Here is a 15,857-nt window from a genome sequence, read left to right on the forward strand (position 1 = left end):
CATCAACAACGAGGTCAAGGCCCATGTCCACCGTACATCGCAAGCATCCCTTGTCATTTGCCATCACCGTTTCGCTGTTCGCCGTCGTCTCGACGTCGGCCGCGGCGTCGCCGTTCGCGGACGCGCAAACGGACGGCCAGACGACGCAGACCAGCACGACACAGAACGCGCCGGCGACATCGCCGGCACCCGGCACCGACAAGGCCGATGCCAAGAACAAGAACACCGCCGCGGACAAGAACGCGGTCACGCTGTCCACCGTGAACGTTTCCGGCGTGCGCGCGTCGCAGATGCGCGCGATCGACATCAAGCGCGATGCGGCGGACATCCAGGACAGCATCACCGCCGAAAACATCGGCGCGCTGCCCGACACCACCATCACCGACTCCCTGCAGCGCGTGACCGGCGTGCAGATCAACCGCGACGCCGGCGTGGGCACCTCGGTGGACGTGCGCGGCCTGCCGCAGGTCGGCACCATGCTGAACGGCGAGGTGTTCATCACGGCCGACCAGATCGACTCGCAGCAGCCCGACTTCACCATGCTGCCGTCCACGCTGTTCCACGGCGTGGACGTGGTCAAGTCGACCACGGCCAACGAGACCGACGGCGGCATCAGCGGCGCGATCGATCTGCACACCTACCGCCCCTGGGACCTTCCCAGCGGCTTCACCTACAGCTATTCCGCCAACGGCGAACGCGGCAGCACCACCGACCGCTGGGGCCCCGAGGCCAACGGCCTGATCTCGTACAACGACGACGGCAAGTGGGGTCTGCTGATCTCCGCCGATTTCTCCAACACCACTCGCGAGAACTCCTCCGAGGGCCTCGACCAGTACGGCGTGGTGCTGAACGGCGAGAACGCCACCAGCGCGGGCGGCTATGGCGGCTTCCTGACGTCGTGGAACGGCGCGCCCATTCCGTCGCAGATCCACCAGAACGCCGACGGCAGCGTGGACGTCAACGGCGACGGCAAATCCAACGGCGTGTTCATGGGCAGCCAGAACATCGGCCTCTACGACACCATCACCCAGCGCAAGCGCAAGTCCGGCAACATGTCGTTCCAGGCGGATCTCGGCAACGGCTTCAGCCTGACCAGCGACTTCTTCTACTCGCAGCAGCGCGAGTGGGATACCAACGTCGGCATCCAGTTCAACTCCACCAACTGGCAGGGCGCGACCTACGTGCCGCTGCAGTCGCGCAATACCGGCAGCCCCGCGCTCGGCTCCTACGGCACGCCGGAGCCGGGCTGGGAAGGCTCGCAGCTGTACACCACGCAGGTGTACGAGAAGTGGCCGGGCGACGTGGAGTCGTTCTCGCAGATCACGCAGAAAAGCTCCAACGCGAAGAACTTCAATCTGCAGCTGGACTACGACAACGGCGGCTCGTTCACCTTCGGCCTGCGCGGCGTGCACGACACGGCGTTCCAGTCGAACGTGGAAACCGACCTCAACATCTCCGATTCCGACGGCGGCCTCTGGCCCAACGTGCTGAACGACGGCAGCACCACGCCGGGCACCACCATGATCTACCCGTCGCAACTGGGCGGCGACCGCGTGTTCAACGCCAACGGCGTGCCGCAGAACACCATGCCGATCATCGCGAACTTCGGCGGGCACTACCTCACCATCAGCATGCCGCAAGCGCTGGCCAATGATTTCGCCAACCCCGCCGGCTGGACGATGAAGACCATCGAATCCTCCGGCGACTACGACCGCCAGGTGAGCCTCAACGCGCTGCGCTTCGACGGCAAGTACGATTTCCAGGACGGCATCCAGCTCGAATTCGGCCTGCGCGACAGCATCCGCAGCGCCAACAACGTGGGCTGGACACTGGAAACGCCGGTCTACGCCGGCATGGGCGCCACCGATCCGAACGGCTGCCTGGTGCGCTACGTCGGCGCCGACGTGGTGATGAACACCGGCTCGTGCACCGCGGGCAATGCAGAGGGTTACTACCGCGCAGGGCCGCTGTCCGCGATCTCGATGCCGAACACCGCGGCGCCGCTGTCGAGCAACTGGAAGGAATACACCAACCTGCTCGGCTCCGGCATCAACTACTGGGCGGTCAACCCCAACGCGATGATCAACCCCATCGGCTACTGGAAGTCGCTCTACCCCGACACCATCATCGCGGACGATCCCAGCACCACCTGGGGCGTGGGCCTGCGCGAGCTGACCGGCTATCTGCAGGGAGATTTCAGCGGCAACATCGGCGACATGCCGTACAGCGGCAACGTCGGCGTGCGCATGATCCACACCGACCTCAACGTGACCCAGCACCTGGTCGGCGCGCCCGGCGCCTACGGCGACGTATCGGCCCCCAACGGCACGGCCATCACCGACCGCAGCTACCAGGACGTGCTGCCGTCGGCCAACTTCTCGCTGGATATCACCGACAGCCTGAAGTTCCGCCTGGCCTACTCCAAGAACATGATGCCGCTCGACCTCAGCCAGTGGGGCGGCGGCCTGCAGCTGAACTACTCGCTGATGGAAACGCCGCAGGGACCGATCTACCGCGTCTCCAACGGCCAGTCCACCGGCAACCCGAACCTCAACCCGTGGCGCTCCACCAACTACGGTGCATCGCTGGAGTACTACATCAATCCCACCAGCATGGTCAGCCTCGCGCTGTTCCGCATCAACATGGAGAGCTTCATCAACAACGGCAGCGTGACCAACTGCGGCTACCCGGACGAGGACGGCGTGGTGCGCGACCACTGCATCGTGATCAACGAACCGGTGCAAGGTTCCGGCAACAGCATCCATGGTGCGGAATTCGACTACCGCCAGGGCTTCACCTTCCTGCCGGGCATCCTGTCCAAGACGGGCATGGAGGTGAACGCCACCTACGCGCCCAGCAACACGGGCGAAAGGGATCTGTCCGGCGCCAAGATTCCGTTCCAGGACAACTCCACCAAGTCCGGGAACTTCATCCTGTGGTACCAGGACGACCGCTTCCAGGCACGCCTCGCCTACAACTACCGCTCGCGGCGCGCGGTGCAGGACCAGGTAGGCGGCATCACCGGCATGGAGATGTACGAGGCGCCGCAGAAGTACCTCGACGCGTCGGTGTCGTACAAGCTCAACAAGTACGCCGAAATCTTCCTGGACGGCACCAACCTCACCAACGAGTACCAGCACTACTACCTCGTGTGGCCCGACCAGCCCGCGCACTCGAACTTCTCCGAGCGCATGGTCATGCTCGGCATACGCGGTCAGTGGTGAGCGTGGCGGTGACCGTGGCAGTCCCCCTCGCTGCCGCGGTCTTGGCGATGGACTCATCCCCGCACCAACGGGGATGAGTCCTCGACAATCCGCTCGTCGTCCCGGCGCAGGCCGGAATGACGGCAAAAAAGCGACACACTTCATCGGCGCACGCACCGCAACCGACAACGACAAGGCAGCCATGCAGGATTCCAGCGCGCCCCCGCCCGCCCGCGACAGCGGCTTCCACCGCTCCATCGGCCTGTTCTCGGGCACCGCGATCAACATGACCCAGATGTGCGGCATCGGGCCGTTCATCACCATCCCCATCATGGTCGCCGCCATGGGCGGGCCGCAGGCGGTGATCGGCTGGATCGCCGGCGCCATCCTGGCGATGGCCGACGGCCTGGTCTGGGCCGAGCTCGGTGCGGCCATGCCGGGCTCCGGCGGCACCTATGTCTACCTGCGCGAAGCGTTCCAGTACCGCACCGGCAAGCTGATGCCCTTCCTGTTCATCTGGACGATGCTGCTGGCGATTCCCCTGCTGATGTCCACCGGCATCATCGGCATGGTGGAGTACCTGGAGTTCTTCTTCCCGGACCTCGGCTGGTGGCCGGTACACCTGATCGGCCTGGCGGCGACCGCCCTGGTCACCTGGATGCTGTACCGGCGGATCGAATCGGTGCGCGCGATCACCATCGCGCTGTGGATCATCATGCTGGTGTCCGTCGTCGGCGTGGCGGCGGCCGGCTTCTCGCACTTCCATGCAGGCTACGCCTTCGCCTATCCGGCCGGCTTGTTCGGCGGCCGCTTCTTCATGGGCCTGGGCGCGGGACTGGTCATCGGCATCTACGACTACCTCGGCTACAACACCACCGCCTACATCGGCGACGAGCTGCGCAATCCGGGCCGCACCATGCCCGGCTCCATCATCGTCTCGGTGATCGCGATGATGGTCGTCTACCTCGCGCTCAACATCAGCGTGCTCGGCGTGGCGCCGTGGCAGGAAATCGCTCAGTCCAAGTCCGTGGCTTCGCTGGTGGTGGAGCGCGGCTGGGGGCATGCGGCGGCGGCCGTCATGACCGTGCTGATCATCGTGACCGCGTTCGCCTCGGTATTCACCGGCCTGCTGGGCGGATCGCGCGTGCCGTTCCAGGCGGCGCACGAGAAAGTGTTCCTGTCCGTGTTCGGGCGCCTGCACGCCAGGCACGGCTTCCCGCACGTGGCGCTGCTCACGATGGGCGTGGTTACCGCCATCGGCACGTTTTTCGATCTCACCGAGGTCATCAACATGCTGCTGGCGGCCACCATCATCGTGCAGTCGGTGGCGCAGATCGCCGCGCTGGTGGTGCTGCGCAGGCGCCAGCCGAAGCTCGTGCGCCCGTACAAACAATGGCTTTATCCGGTGCCGTGCGTGGTCGCCCTGCTGGGATGGATCTACGTCTACGTGTCCGCGTCCACGTCGTCGCTGATCCTGTCCGGCGTGTGGATACTCGCGGGCATCGCGGTGTTCGTGATCTGGGCCAGGGCCAACCGGTCGTGGCCGTTCGCGCCGGTTGAAGTACGCGAAGCCTATCTCGACGAGAACTGATGCCATGCATACACCGATCAAGCACGCACTCGGCACGATGGCCGCCCTGGCCCTGGCGGCAGCGGGCATGCCTGCACACGCCCAGGTCACCTACGCCGCCACGCAGATGGCCGGCGGTGCCGGCAGCAGCGCAGCGATCGGCCACTGGCAGATCCAGGACAGCTCAAAAGCCCCGCAGGGCGGCGCGGAAATCTCCGCCCATGGCTTCATCACCAAGGACTGGTACCCGGTCAGCGGCCGCGCCACCGTCATGGCCGGACTGCTGGAAAACGGCACGTACAAGGACGTGTTCCACAGCGACAACCTGCGCGCGGTGCAGGTGCCGGACTCCAGCGGGAGCCTGTTCGTGACGCCTTGGTGGTATCGCAGCGAATTCGTGCTGCCGTCCGGCGCGAAAGGCCTGCACACCCTGCTGCGCAGCAACGGCATCATCGCCAGTGCCGACGTATGGCTGAACGGGCACCAGGTGGCCGACCGCACTGCTATCGCCGGCGCCTACCCCGTGCACGAAATCGACGTGACGCAGTGGGTTCAAGCTGGCGCCAACGTCCTCGCCCTGGACGTGCACCCGGCCGACCCGCGGATGGCGCTGACGACGAGCTGGGTGGACTGGAACCCCACGCCGCCCGACAACAACATGGGCCCGTGGCGCGGCGTGGACATCGTGCAGACCGGGCCGGTGGAACTGAGCTACCCGCAGGTGGTTTCGTCGCTGCCGCTGCCCGACCTCTCGCATGCCGACCTCACCGTGAAGGTGGAGGCGAAGAACCTCGACACAGTGGCGCACGATGCGACCATTGCCGGCACGGTGGCCGGCGTTTCGCTGCAACAAGTCGTCCACCTCGCGCCCGGGCAGACGCAGGTGGTTTCGTTCTCGCCCAAGACCACCCCCGGCCTTGCCCTGGATCATCCGAAAATCTGGTGGCCGATCGGCATGGGCGACCATCCGCTGTACCGGCTCGATCTGAGCGCCACGGTCGATGGCGCGGCATCCGACAAGGCCGCCGCGACCTTCGGCATACGCAGCGTCAGTTCCAGCCTCACGAAACAGGGCTATCGCCAGTTCTTCGTCAACGGCAAACCGGTGCTGATCCGCGGCGCGGGCTGGGCGCCGGACATGTTCCTGCGCGACGATCCCGCGCGCATGGCGGCCGAGTTCAGCTACGTGCGCAACCTGGGCCTCAACACCATCCGCAGCGAAGGCAAGCTGGAGAGCCAGCGCTTCTACGACCTCGCCGACCGCGACGGCATCCTGATCCTCGCCGGCTGGGAGTGCTGCGACAAATGGGAATCGGCGGCCAAGACCGGCGGAAAACCATGGGATGCCGCCGACGAAAAAGTGGCCACGGATTCCATGGCCAGTGAAGCGCGCCTGCTGCGCAACCATCCCTCGGTGATCGGCTTCCTGATCGGCAGCGACAACGCGCCACCGCCAGCCCTCGCGAAGATGTACGTAGCCACGCTGCGTGAGGCGGACTGGTCGCTGCCTGTCGTTTCGGCGGCTTCCGACCAGGCGACCGCCGAAACCGGACCTTCCGGCATGAAGATGGCCGGTCCGTACGACTGGATCCCTCCCGCGTACTGGTATGCCAACAAACTGGGCGGTGCGTTCGGCTTCGACTCCGAAGTCAGCGCGGGCGCCGACATCCCGCGGCTGGAGGACCTGCAGCGCATGCTGTCGCCGCAGGAACAGGAAGCGCTGTGGAAGTACCCGGACCTGCGCCAGTACCACGCCTCCGCCGCGTGGTCGCCGTTCGCGGTGCTGACGCCGTTCGACAACGCGCTGGCCCGTCGCTACGGCGCACCCACCAGCCTCGCCGACTATGCCGCCAAGGCCCAGCTCGACAACTACGACAACGTGCGCGCGCAGTTCGAGGCGTTCAGCGCGCACATGGACGCGCCGAAGCCGTCGACCGGCGTGATCTACTGGATGCTCAACAACGCCTGGCCGTCGCTGCACTGGCACCTGTACGACTACTACATGAATCCGGCGGGCGCGTACTTCGGCGCAAAGAAGGCCAACGAGCCGCTGCACATCCAATATGCGTACGACTCGAACGCCATCGTGCTGGTGAACCACACGCTGGACGATGCGCACGGCCTGCAGGCGGACATCCGCGTGCGCAACCTGGACGGCAGCGTGCGCTACGAGAAGCATCTGCAGGACATCGACGTTGCCGGCAACCGCACGCGGCAACTGACGGTGCTGCCGGCCGTCGCCGACCTGTCGCGCACCTATTTCGTCGAGCTGGACCTCGCTTCCTCCGACGGCAAGCCGGTCAGCCGCAACGTCTATTGGCTTTCCGCCCGGAAGGACGAACTCGATTGGACGCACTCGAACTGGTACCTCACGCCGCTCACGCAGTACGCGGACCTGACCGCCCTGCAATCTCTGCCGGCCGCGACGGGCGAGATCCATGCGTCGACGCAGCGCGACGGCGACGAGGACGTCACCACCGTGACCCTGTCGGTGCCCGCATCCTCCAAGGCCGTGGCCCTGTTCCAGCACGTGTCGATCAGGTACGGCGCACATGGCGACCTCGCGCTCCCCATCCTGTGGAACGACAACGACGTCACGCTGTGGCCGGGCGAGTCCATCGTCCTGACCGCACGCTATGCTGCGCAGGCAACCGCGGCCCCTGTCGTCGAAGTGAGCGGCTGGAACGTTCCAACCCGGAGCGTTACCGCCGCCATGCAGGAAACCAGGCATTGAATACGGACATCCTCCCATGTCGCGCGTGACCATCAACGATGTCGCCCACGCCTCGGGCACGTCGAAAAAAACCGTGTCGCGGGTGCTCAACAACGAACCCAACGTCCGCGACACCGTGCGCGACCGCGTGCTGGCCGCCATGGCGGAGCTCAACTACCGTCCGCTCACCTCGGCACGCAGCCTGGCCACCAACCGCTCCTTCATGATCGGCCTGCTGTACGACAACCTGTCGCCCAGCTACATCATGGAGGTGCAGGCCGGCGTACTGGAGGCGTGCGAGGCGCAGCACTACAGCATGATCGTGCAGCCGCTGGTCTCGACGGCGCCGGACCTCGTCGAGCGCGTCGAGGACATCCTGTCGCGGCACCGGCCCGACGGACTGATCCTCACGCCGCCGATCACCGACCATCCGCAGTTGCTGGAGCACCTGCGCCAGAACGGCCTGCCGTTCGCATCCATCGCGCCGCATCATCCGGAAGACTGCATCGGCGTGATACTGCGCGAGCGCGAGGCCGCCGCCGCGATGGTGGAGCACCTGGTGTCGCTGGGTCATCGCCGCATCGCCCACATCATCGGCGACCCCAAGCACGGCGCCGGCGTCTGGCGCCTGGCCGGTTTCCGCGACGGCATGAAGCGCGCCGGGCTGCAGGAAAACCCGGCGTACATGGTGCAGGGCCGGTTCTCGTTCGAGTCGGGTGTGGCTGCCGCACGTCAACTGCTGGCGCTGAAGCAGCGCCCCACCGCCATCTTCGCCGCCGACGACGACATGGCCACCGGCGCGATCTGGGCCGCCGCCGAAGCCGGCGTGCCGGTGCCTGGCGAAATCTCCATCTGCGGCTTCGACGACACCACCATCGCGACGCAGGTATGGCCGCCGCTGACCACCGTCCACCAGCCGGTGCGCGAGATGGGCAAGCTCGCCACCGAGGAACTCCTGCTGCGCGTGCAGGGCAAGGGAGAGGCCAGGATGGTCGAAGTCGGCTACGAAATGCGCCTACGTGCCTCGACCGCGCCCGCGCCCACGCCATGAAGCGGACGCTATCCTGCCATCGACACTGTCTCTCACGAGGGGAATGCCTACATGCCTGACGCCAGCCAGTCGCCGCGGAAATTCCATTTCATCTCCGGGCTGCCGCGCTCCGGCACCACACTGCTGGCCGCCATCCTCAACCAGAACCCCCGCTTTCGCGCCGGCATGACCAGCCCGCTGGCCGACATCATGGGGGCGGTGATGGCGGAAGCGAGCAGCAAGAACGATTTCTCGTTCGACGTTTCCGACGAGCAGCGCGTCGCGCTGCTGCGCGGCCTGGTCGAGAACTTCTATTCGGTGCAGCCGAATGCCGGGGTGGTGTTCGACACCAGTCGGCTGTGGTGCAGCCGCATGCAGTTGCTGGACACGCTGTTCCCCGGCGTGAAGGTGATCGCCTGCGTGCGCCAGCTGGCGTGGGTGCTGGACAGCATGGAACGGCTGGTGCGCAGGCAGCCGGTCAGCGTCAGCAAGGTGTTCCGCTTCGACACCAACACCACGGTATATTCGCGCATCGAGGCCCTGACCGATCCGCGCGGCATGGTGGGCTTCGCCTACCAGGCCACCAAGGACGCGTTCTACGGCCAGCACGCGCAGGACCATCTCTTGTTGCTGACCTACGAGAACCTGGTGCGCGACCCGGCCGCGGCGATGCGTGCGGTCTACCGCTTCCTCGACGAACCCTGGTTCGAGCACGACTTCGAGCGCATCGAATACCACGCGGACGAATTCGACGCCCGCGTCGGCATGCCCGGGCTGCATTCTGTGCGGCCGAAGGTGGAGGCCGTCGAACGACAGCCCGTCCTGCCGCGCGAGATCTTCGGCCGCTTCGCGAACGAGGCGTTCTGGATGGACCCGAAGAACAACGTCAACCAGGTGCCCATCGTGTAGGGAGCTGTTCGCGGTTTGGGTTCGCTTGCTCGCGTTTGTATGGGGGAACCTGCTTTGTCGCAAGTTACAAGGCGGTTTCGGTCGCCTGCCGGCGCCCGAGTTACTTCTCTTTACTGGCCTAAAGAGAAGTAACCAAGAGAAACGGCCTGGTTCAATCCGCCGGAACTACGAGCAGGCTGTGTCGAGGAGATTGGACCCACTCCCGCCGACACGTCCTGCACAGCGGCCACACCGCGCCGTATCTGAAAACTGAGGAGCGAACCTTGCCGCGCCTCGCATTGCTTTTTGCTCGTCATTCCTATGTGGGGGATGTGCGCAGGCCCCATAGACATACGATTGCTGCAAAACAAAGGCCGCTTGCGCGGCCTTTGTCGTATCCGGAACCGCACCGCCCGCAGGGCGGGCGGCGTGGTGGCGGCGCGCTTAGAGCGCGGCGTCCTTCAGCTTCTTCAGCGGACGCACCTTCACCTTCACGGTGGCCGGCTTGGCGGCGAACACCTGTTCCTGCTTGGTGAACGGGTTGATGCCGGTGCGCTTCGGCTTGGCCGGCACCTTCACCGCGTTGACCTTGAACAGGCCCGGCAGGGTGAACTGGCCGGCGCCCTTCTTGTGCAGCGAGCCGAGCACGACGTGCTCCAGCGAGGCGAGCACGGCCTTGACGTGCTTGGCTTCGACGCCGGCGTGCTGGGCGATGTGGGCGATCAGGCCGGACTTGCTCAGCGAATCGCTGATCGGCTTGACGGCGGCGGGAGCCTTCGGCGCCGGCTTGGCGGCCTTGGCGGGGGCTTTCTTGGCAGTGGTCTTGGTAGCCATGGGCATCCATCTATGGTGATTGAGGCACCGCCTCCAACGAGGCGGTGGCCATGCGGCATGCACAATCTACGCGAAATTTAGGTGTTTGGTGTAGTTGCGGCGCGACAAATTCAAAGTTCGCGTACCACGCGGAAACCGACGCGCCCGCTGCGCAGGCCGCCGTCGGTGCCCTGCCGCCACGCCGAACGCGCCTGGTCGGGCGAACTGCCCCACGATCCGCCGCGCAACACGCGCACGCTGCAGCCGGGATTGAGCCACGCGCCGCCGTCCACGGGAGCGTGGATGTAATTGTCGTGCCAGCAGTCGGCCGTCCATTCGGAAACGTTGCCGCCCATGTCGTAGAGGCCGAACGGATTGGGCGCGAAGCTCATCACCGGCGCCGGCCCCCAGTAGCCGTCACCGTAGTCTCGGAACGCGTTGTTCCAGCGCCGCCCGCTGGGCGAGCGGTCGCGCGAGCCGGTGAGGTTTTCCAGCTTGCCCTTGGGCGTGCCGTCGCCCCACCAATAGCGCGTGGTGGTGCCGCCGCGCAGCGCGTAGGCGAACTCGGCCTCGCTGGGCAGGCGGTAGGTCTTGCCGGTGCGCTGGCTGAGCCAGTCGGCATAGGCCTTGGCGTCGCTCCAGGAAATGTTGACCACCGGCAGGTTGTCGGCGGCCTTGCTCCCGGCATAGTCGTCCTGCCAGGTGGCGCTGCCGTCGTCGTGCATGGCGCCGCTGCGCTCGTCGTAGACGCTGGCGCCGCCGCGCTTCACCGAATCCGGCACGTAGCCGCTCTCGCGCACGAACTCGCGGAACTGGCCCACCGTGATCGCACTGCGCGACATCGCGAAGCCGCGCGCGATGTCGACCTTGTGCTGCGGCTGTTCGTCCGCGTTGCGGTCGCTCTCGTCGCCGGCGGCCCCCATCAGGAAGCTGCCGGTGGGGATCACCACCATCGCGGGGGATTGTCCCGTCACGTCCACGTAGCGGTCGCTGAACACCTGGCCCGGCTTGCGGCTGTCGTAGAGCTGCGCGCTGAGCAGCTGCTGGTCGAACGCGGCGAGGTCGTCCAGCTGCGGCCAGGTGGCGCGCGCCTGCGCGGCGAGCTGCTTCGCCATCACGAGGTTGCCCCCATCCAGGGCGGAACGTGCCTGGTCGAGGATGCCTCCGGCACGGGTCGCGCGCATGTCGTTCACGCGCTGACGCACGTCGTAGACCTGCTGCGAGCCGGGGCGGATCGCCTGCGCCTCGGCCAGCACCTTGTCCGCGCTGGCGAAATCGTCCTGCGCCACCGCGGCCAGCGCGCGATCCAGCACCGCATGCTGCACGTCGAGAACGCCCTGCTCCGCCACCGCGTTCTGCGGATCGATCTGCTGCACCTGCCGGTAGATGTCCAGCGCGCTGCGGCCGGCGGGCTGGTCCGCGTCGCCCTTCTGCAGCAGGCCCGCGGCCTTCGCCAGCAGCGGACGCACCTCGGTGAGGATCTTCAGCGCGGCCTGCAGGTGCGCCACGTCGTCGGCGCTGTCCGGCAGTTGCTGCAGCGCCGTCAGCTGGTCGTTCGCGTCCTCTGCGTTGCCCAGCGCGATGTCGCGCTGGATCTGCGCCACCAGCCGCGAACGCACGTCGATCAGGCCCTGCGCGGCGCGGCGGCTGTCGGGCTTGTCTTTGGCCGCCTGCAGGAACAGCGTCGCGGCGCTGCCCGGCTCGCCGGTCAGATCGCCGGCGGCGAGCGCCTTGTCGGCACGCTCCAGCAACGCGCGCAGCTGCGGCGGGTCGGGCGTCAGCTGCTTCGGCAATTTCGTGTGCTCGTGGGCCAGACGCGCCGCGATCACCGCCGTGGGCGCCAGCGTCAGCGGCGGCCCGGCGTTCAACTGATCGTCCTCCAGCACGTTTCCAGCCGCCGTATTGCCGGGCGCCACGGGCGCGGCCGGCACATTGCGGCGCGCTACCTCGACCGGCTCGGCATGGAACAGGCGCGGGAAGAAGTGATAACCCAGCCCGCAAACCAGCACGACGATGCCGACCATGCCACCTAGCGTGCGTTGGCGTTGCAGCGTGCTGTTGCTCGGCATGCTTGGGCGTTCCCGGATCGGCCTGTTATCGTCCTCCGCCCACCATATGCCACGACCGATGACGGGGCAATCCGCGCCCCTACTTTCCAAGGACTTCCGCATGCCCCCGTTCGACGCCACTGCCGACTGGATCGCCGACCGCGCCACGCTGCAAGCATGGCTGGATGCAGTGCCGGCGGGCGCCGTGGTCGGCATGGATACCGAATTCATGCGCCGCGACAGCTTCCATCCGCAGCTCGCCCTGCTGCAGCTGGGCTGCCGCGGCCGCCATGCACTGGTCGATCCGCTGGCCTTCGCGATCGACGATGCGCTGCGGCCCAGGCTGGGCGACGGCGATGCCGTCACCGTGATGCACAGCGCCGGCGAGGATCTGGAGACGCTGGCGCCGATGCTGCCCGACGGCCCGCGCGTGCTGTTCGATACCCAGATCGCCGCCGCCTTCGTCGGCATGGGCCTGGGGCTGAGCTACCGCGCGCTGGTCGCTGAACTCTGCGGCGACGAACTGGACAAGGGCGAGACGCGCTCGGACTGGATGCAGCGCCCGCTCACCGCCTCGCAGCGCAGCTACGCCACGCTGGACGTGGTGTATCTCGAATCCATCCACAGCCAGCTCGGCGAACGCCTGCAGCAGCGCGACCGCAGCGCCTGGTTTGCCGAAGACTGCGAACGCCTGAAGCGCCGCGCCAGCCAGCACGAAGGCGATCCCCAGCCGCAACGCACCCTGCGCGGCGCCGCCGAGTGGCCGACGGAACGGCAGGCCCTGTTGCGCCGCATCCTGCTGTGGCGCGACCGCAGCGCGCGCACGCTGGATCGCCCGCGCCCCTGGCTGCTCGACGATGCGCTCGCCATGAGCCTGGCCCAGCAGCCGCCGGCCAGCCTCGCCGAACTCGAACAGCGCGGCCGCGGCCAGCGCGCCCTGCGCGGCGCCCAGCGCAGCGAACTGTTCGCCCTGCTCCGCGCACCGGTCGACCACGACGAAATCGCCGCTACGCGCCCGATCCCGGCCCATCCGCAGGGCGAAGCGAAGAAGGCGCTGGGCGAAATGAAGGTGCTCGTCGACGAACGCGCCGCCGAACTCGATCTGCCCCCCGGCCTGCTCTGCCCGCGCAAGGTGCTGGAGGAATACGTGGTCACCGCCGAATGGCCCGACTTCCTCGATGGCTGGCGCGGCGAGGTGCTGCACGAACGCCTGCCCGGCCTGCTGCCCGGCTGAACGCCCCGGTCGGCTTGCCCGCCCCAGCCCGTATGGCTATCATGCGCCTTCCCTTTCGGGGCCATAGCTCAGCTGGGAGAGCGCGTCGTTCGCAATGACGAGGTCGGGAGTTCGATCCTCCCTGGCTCCACCAAAATAAAAAATGCCGCCTCAGCGCGGCATTTTTTATGGGGAGTCATCGCTCCCTGGCCGGTGCCGCGGCAAAAAGGCGCGCGACGTCCTCCGCATCCAGCGCACGCCACGCACCCGGTTGCAGTTCGCCGAGCGTGAGCGCGCCGACGGCCACGCGCTCCAGCGTTTCGACATGGTTGCCGGTGGCGGCGAACATGCGGCGCACCTGGTGGTAGCGGCCTTCGGTGACGGTGAGGCGCGCGTGGCGCGGACCGAGCACTTCAAGTGCAGCGGGAGCCAGCGGCGTGGTCTCGGATTCCAGCAGCAGCGTGCCGCTGGCGAACAACGCCGTTTCGTCGCCGCGCAGATCCTGCGCCAGCGTGGCTTCGTAGACCTTGGTCACCTCCGCCTTGGGCGAGATGATCCGGTGCAGCAGCGCGCCGTCATCGGTGAACAGCAGCAGACCCGACGTGTCGCGATCGAGCCGCCCCACGGTGGATAGCGCGGGCTCGCGGATGCGGTAACGCGGCGGCAGCAGGTCGTAGACCACGCGGCCGGGATCCTTGCGCGAGCAGGTAACGCCCAGCGGCTTGTGCATCATCAGCACCAGGCCGGGCGGCGGATCGAGCGGCTCGCCGTCGACGTGGATCTGCGCGGGATCCACCTTGTCGTCGGCGTACAGCACCTCGCCAGCGGCGTCGGTGATGCGACCCTCGCGGAACATCCACGCCACGTCCTTGCGGCTACCGTAGCCGAGGTTGGCGATCAGCTTGACCAGTTTCATGCGCGCACTCCGCAAGCCTCGATCACCTTGAAGCCATCCTGCAGCGCGAGCATGCGCACCTCGGCGAAGCGCGCGGCGAGCAGGGCTTCGTAAGGCAGGTGGCGGTTGGCCACGATCAGCAGGCGTCCCGACGCCACCAGCGCGTCGGCGGCGCTGGTGATGAAGGCGCAGCCGAGTTCCGGCAGGTCCGCACGCCCCAGATGGAACGGCGGGTTGCTGACGATGGCGTCGTAGCGCTGCGACAAGCCGCGCGTGACATCGTGCCCATGCACGCCCACCGGCAGTTCGCGGCCAGCCATGCGCAACGCATTCGCCACGTTGCGGCGCGCTGGTTCAAGCGCGCGCGACTCGGCTTCGTACAGGTCCAGCGCGGCGATGCGCGGGCAGCGCGCGATCAGCTGCGTGGCGAGGTAGCCGTAGCCCGCGCCGAGATCAGCCACGCGGCCGTGCAGGTCGCCGGGGAAATGCTCGGCCAGCAAAGCGGACGCACGATCCACGCGATCCCACGCGAACAGGCCGGGGCGGCTCCACCAGCCGTCGGCGGTTTCGCGCGGCGCGTCCAGCGCACGCCATTCGTCCTGCAGGGCACGGTCGATGGCCTGCAGTTCCGGCACGCTCCAGAACACGCGGCAATGATGCTTGGACAAGTTGCCCACCGCACCCGCGAGCCGCGCCAGATCCGCCTCGCCGGACTTCGCGCCTTCGGCCTTGGCCATGCTGGCCACCAGCGTGCCGCCGGGCGCGAGATGATCGAGCGCACGGGCGAACAGCGCGCGCGCCTCGTCGCGCTGGCGCGGCGGCAGCAGCAGCACGAGCGGGAACGTTTCACCCTCGTCCGGTTCGCCTACGCGTAGGCCGCAGCGTGCCAGCTCGTCGGCGAACGGCAGGAAGCTTTGCTCGCACAGCCAGCCGGGCTGCGCCAGCTCGCGCAGGTGCACGCCGGCGCGGGCGCGCAGGAACAGCGCGCGGCCGTCGGCCGGCAGCGGCAGCACGCCGGTGTCGAAGGGTACGCACAACGCGGCCAGCGCCGCCTCGGGCGCGGCCGCGGAAAAACCGCCAGCACTCACAGCAGGTCCGGGTCGTGGGAATCGCTGCGTATTGTAGGCGGTGACTGCGGTGCTAGGCGCTGTGTTGGCTCACCGCATCCATCACGCGCGCCGAGTACACCAGGGCGGCGCCGGCGTTCATCGCCACGGCCACGCCCAGAGCCTCGGCGATCTCCTCGCGCGACGCCCCATGCTTCAGCGCCTCGCCCGTGTGCACGGTGATGCAGCCGTCGCAGCGGGTGGTGACGGCCACCGCCAGCGAGATCAGCTCGCGGGTCTTGGCGTCCAGGTGGCCGGTCTCGGCGCCCGCCTTGGACAGGGTCTGGTAGCCGGCCAGCGTGCCGGGGCTGAGCTTGCCGATCTCGCCGATGCGCGCGAGCAGTTCTTTGCGGTATGCGAGCCAATCGAGCATGACGT

Annotated in this window: 11 protein-coding genes and 1 tRNA gene; 7 read left to right on the forward strand and 5 right to left on the reverse strand. The window is 67.3% G+C overall.

The features are described from left to right. The first annotated feature begins 23 nt into the window (after positions 1–23). From IHE46_RS07970 to IHE46_RS07990, 5 genes are all read left to right on the forward strand, one after another. Positions 24–3,224 carry a TonB-dependent receptor gene (locus IHE46_RS07970; protein ID WP_192164115.1) on the forward strand — a complete coding sequence of 1,067 codons (3,201 nt, stop codon included), beginning with the start codon at positions 24–26 and terminating at the stop codon, positions 3,222–3,224. 181 nt (positions 3,225–3,405) lie between these two features. After that, a complete protein-coding gene (locus IHE46_RS07975) occupies positions 3,406–4,794 on the forward strand; it encodes an APC family permease (protein WP_192164116.1) in 1,389 nt (462 codons plus the stop codon). 4 nt (positions 4,795–4,798) lie between these two features. Continuing rightward, positions 4,799–7,507 carry a sugar-binding domain-containing protein gene (locus IHE46_RS07980; protein WP_225562902.1) on the forward strand — a complete coding sequence of 903 codons (2,709 nt, stop codon included), beginning with the start codon at positions 4,799–4,801 and terminating at the stop codon, positions 7,505–7,507. 16 nt (positions 7,508–7,523) lie between these two features. After that, positions 7,524–8,537, forward strand: coding sequence for a LacI family DNA-binding transcriptional regulator (locus tag IHE46_RS07985; protein WP_192164117.1), 1,014 nt, complete (start codon positions 7,524–7,526; stop codon positions 8,535–8,537). Positions 8,538–8,588: 51 nt separating this feature from the next. Further along, positions 8,589–9,425 (forward strand): sulfotransferase, encoded by an 837-nt coding sequence (locus tag IHE46_RS07990; protein WP_192164118.1) that lies wholly within the window; start codon positions 8,589–8,591, stop codon positions 9,423–9,425. 423 nt (positions 9,426–9,848) lie between these two features. On the opposite strand, the gene IHE46_RS07995 is transcribed toward IHE46_RS07990, so the two are convergent. Continuing rightward, on the reverse strand, positions 9,849–10,244 hold the full coding sequence (locus IHE46_RS07995; protein ID WP_192164119.1) for an HU family DNA-binding protein: 396 nt from the start codon (positions 10,242–10,244) through the stop codon (positions 9,849–9,851). A gap of 104 nt (positions 10,245–10,348) precedes the next feature. Further along, positions 10,349–12,286 carry a formylglycine-generating enzyme family protein gene (locus IHE46_RS08000; RefSeq protein ID WP_192164120.1) on the reverse strand — a complete coding sequence of 646 codons (1,938 nt, stop codon included), beginning with the start codon at positions 12,284–12,286 and terminating at the stop codon, positions 10,349–10,351. Positions 12,287–12,386: 100 nt separating this feature from the next. Between IHE46_RS08000 and IHE46_RS08005 the strand changes: the two genes are divergently transcribed. Both IHE46_RS08005 and IHE46_RS08010 read left to right on the forward strand, forming a co-directional pair. Continuing rightward, complete coding sequence (locus IHE46_RS08005; protein ID WP_192164121.1) at positions 12,387–13,499, forward strand: HRDC domain-containing protein; 1,113 nt, start codon at positions 12,387–12,389, stop codon at positions 13,497–13,499. A gap of 57 nt (positions 13,500–13,556) precedes the next feature. Continuing rightward, positions 13,557–13,632, forward strand: a tRNA-Ala gene (locus tag IHE46_RS08010). Between the two features lie 42 nt (positions 13,633–13,674). Here the strand turns inward: IHE46_RS08010 and IHE46_RS08015 are convergent. The 3 genes from IHE46_RS08015 to IHE46_RS08025 are packed head-to-tail and all read right to left on the reverse strand — an operon-like array spanning position 13,675 to position 15,852. Next, a complete protein-coding gene (locus IHE46_RS08015; RefSeq protein WP_192164122.1) occupies positions 13,675–14,394 on the reverse strand; it encodes a pseudouridine synthase in 720 nt (239 codons plus the stop codon). Further along, positions 14,391–15,461 (reverse strand): methyltransferase, encoded by a 1,071-nt coding sequence (locus IHE46_RS08020; RefSeq protein WP_192164123.1) that lies wholly within the window; start codon positions 15,459–15,461, stop codon positions 14,391–14,393. Before IHE46_RS08020 ends, IHE46_RS08015 begins: the two co-directional genes overlap by 4 nt. A gap of 52 nt (positions 15,462–15,513) precedes the next feature. Further along, the gene (locus IHE46_RS08025; protein ID WP_192164124.1) at positions 15,514–15,852 is read right to left on the reverse strand and encodes a carboxymuconolactone decarboxylase family protein; all 339 of its coding nucleotides are present in this window, start codon (positions 15,850–15,852) and stop codon (positions 15,514–15,516) included. Positions 15,853–15,857 lie beyond the last annotated feature (5 nt).

Source organism: Rhodanobacter sp. DHG33 (assembly GCF_014843005.1).
GTDB lineage: Bacteria > Pseudomonadota > Gammaproteobacteria > Xanthomonadales > Rhodanobacteraceae > Rhodanobacter_A.

Excerpts from the sequence above, each read along its gene's own strand:
- IHE46_RS07970 (WP_192164115.1), top strand. The coding sequence starts at position 24 with ATGTCCACCGTACATCGCAAGCATCCCTTGTCATTTGCCATCACCGTT.
- IHE46_RS07975 (WP_192164116.1), top strand. The coding sequence starts at position 3,406 with ATGCAGGATTCCAGCGCGCCCCCGCCCGCCCGCGACAGCGGCTTCCAC.
- IHE46_RS07980 (WP_225562902.1), top strand. The coding sequence starts at position 4,799 with ATGCATACACCGATCAAGCACGCACTCGGCACGATGGCCGCCCTGGCC.
- IHE46_RS07985 (WP_192164117.1), top strand. The coding sequence starts at position 7,524 with ATGTCGCGCGTGACCATCAACGATGTCGCCCACGCCTCGGGCACGTCG.
- IHE46_RS07990 (WP_192164118.1), top strand. The coding sequence starts at position 8,589 with ATGCCTGACGCCAGCCAGTCGCCGCGGAAATTCCATTTCATCTCCGGG.
- IHE46_RS07995 (WP_192164119.1), bottom strand. The coding sequence starts at position 10,244 with ATGCCCATGGCTACCAAGACCACTGCCAAGAAAGCCCCCGCCAAGGCC.
- IHE46_RS08000 (WP_192164120.1), bottom strand. The coding sequence starts at position 12,286 with ATGCCGAGCAACAGCACGCTGCAACGCCAACGCACGCTAGGTGGCATG.
- IHE46_RS08005 (WP_192164121.1), top strand. The coding sequence starts at position 12,387 with ATGCCCCCGTTCGACGCCACTGCCGACTGGATCGCCGACCGCGCCACG.
- IHE46_RS08015 (WP_192164122.1), bottom strand. The coding sequence starts at position 14,394 with ATGAAACTGGTCAAGCTGATCGCCAACCTCGGCTACGGTAGCCGCAAG.
- IHE46_RS08025 (WP_192164124.1), bottom strand. The coding sequence starts at position 15,852 with ATGCTCGATTGGCTCGCATACCGCAAAGAACTGCTCGCGCGCATCGGC.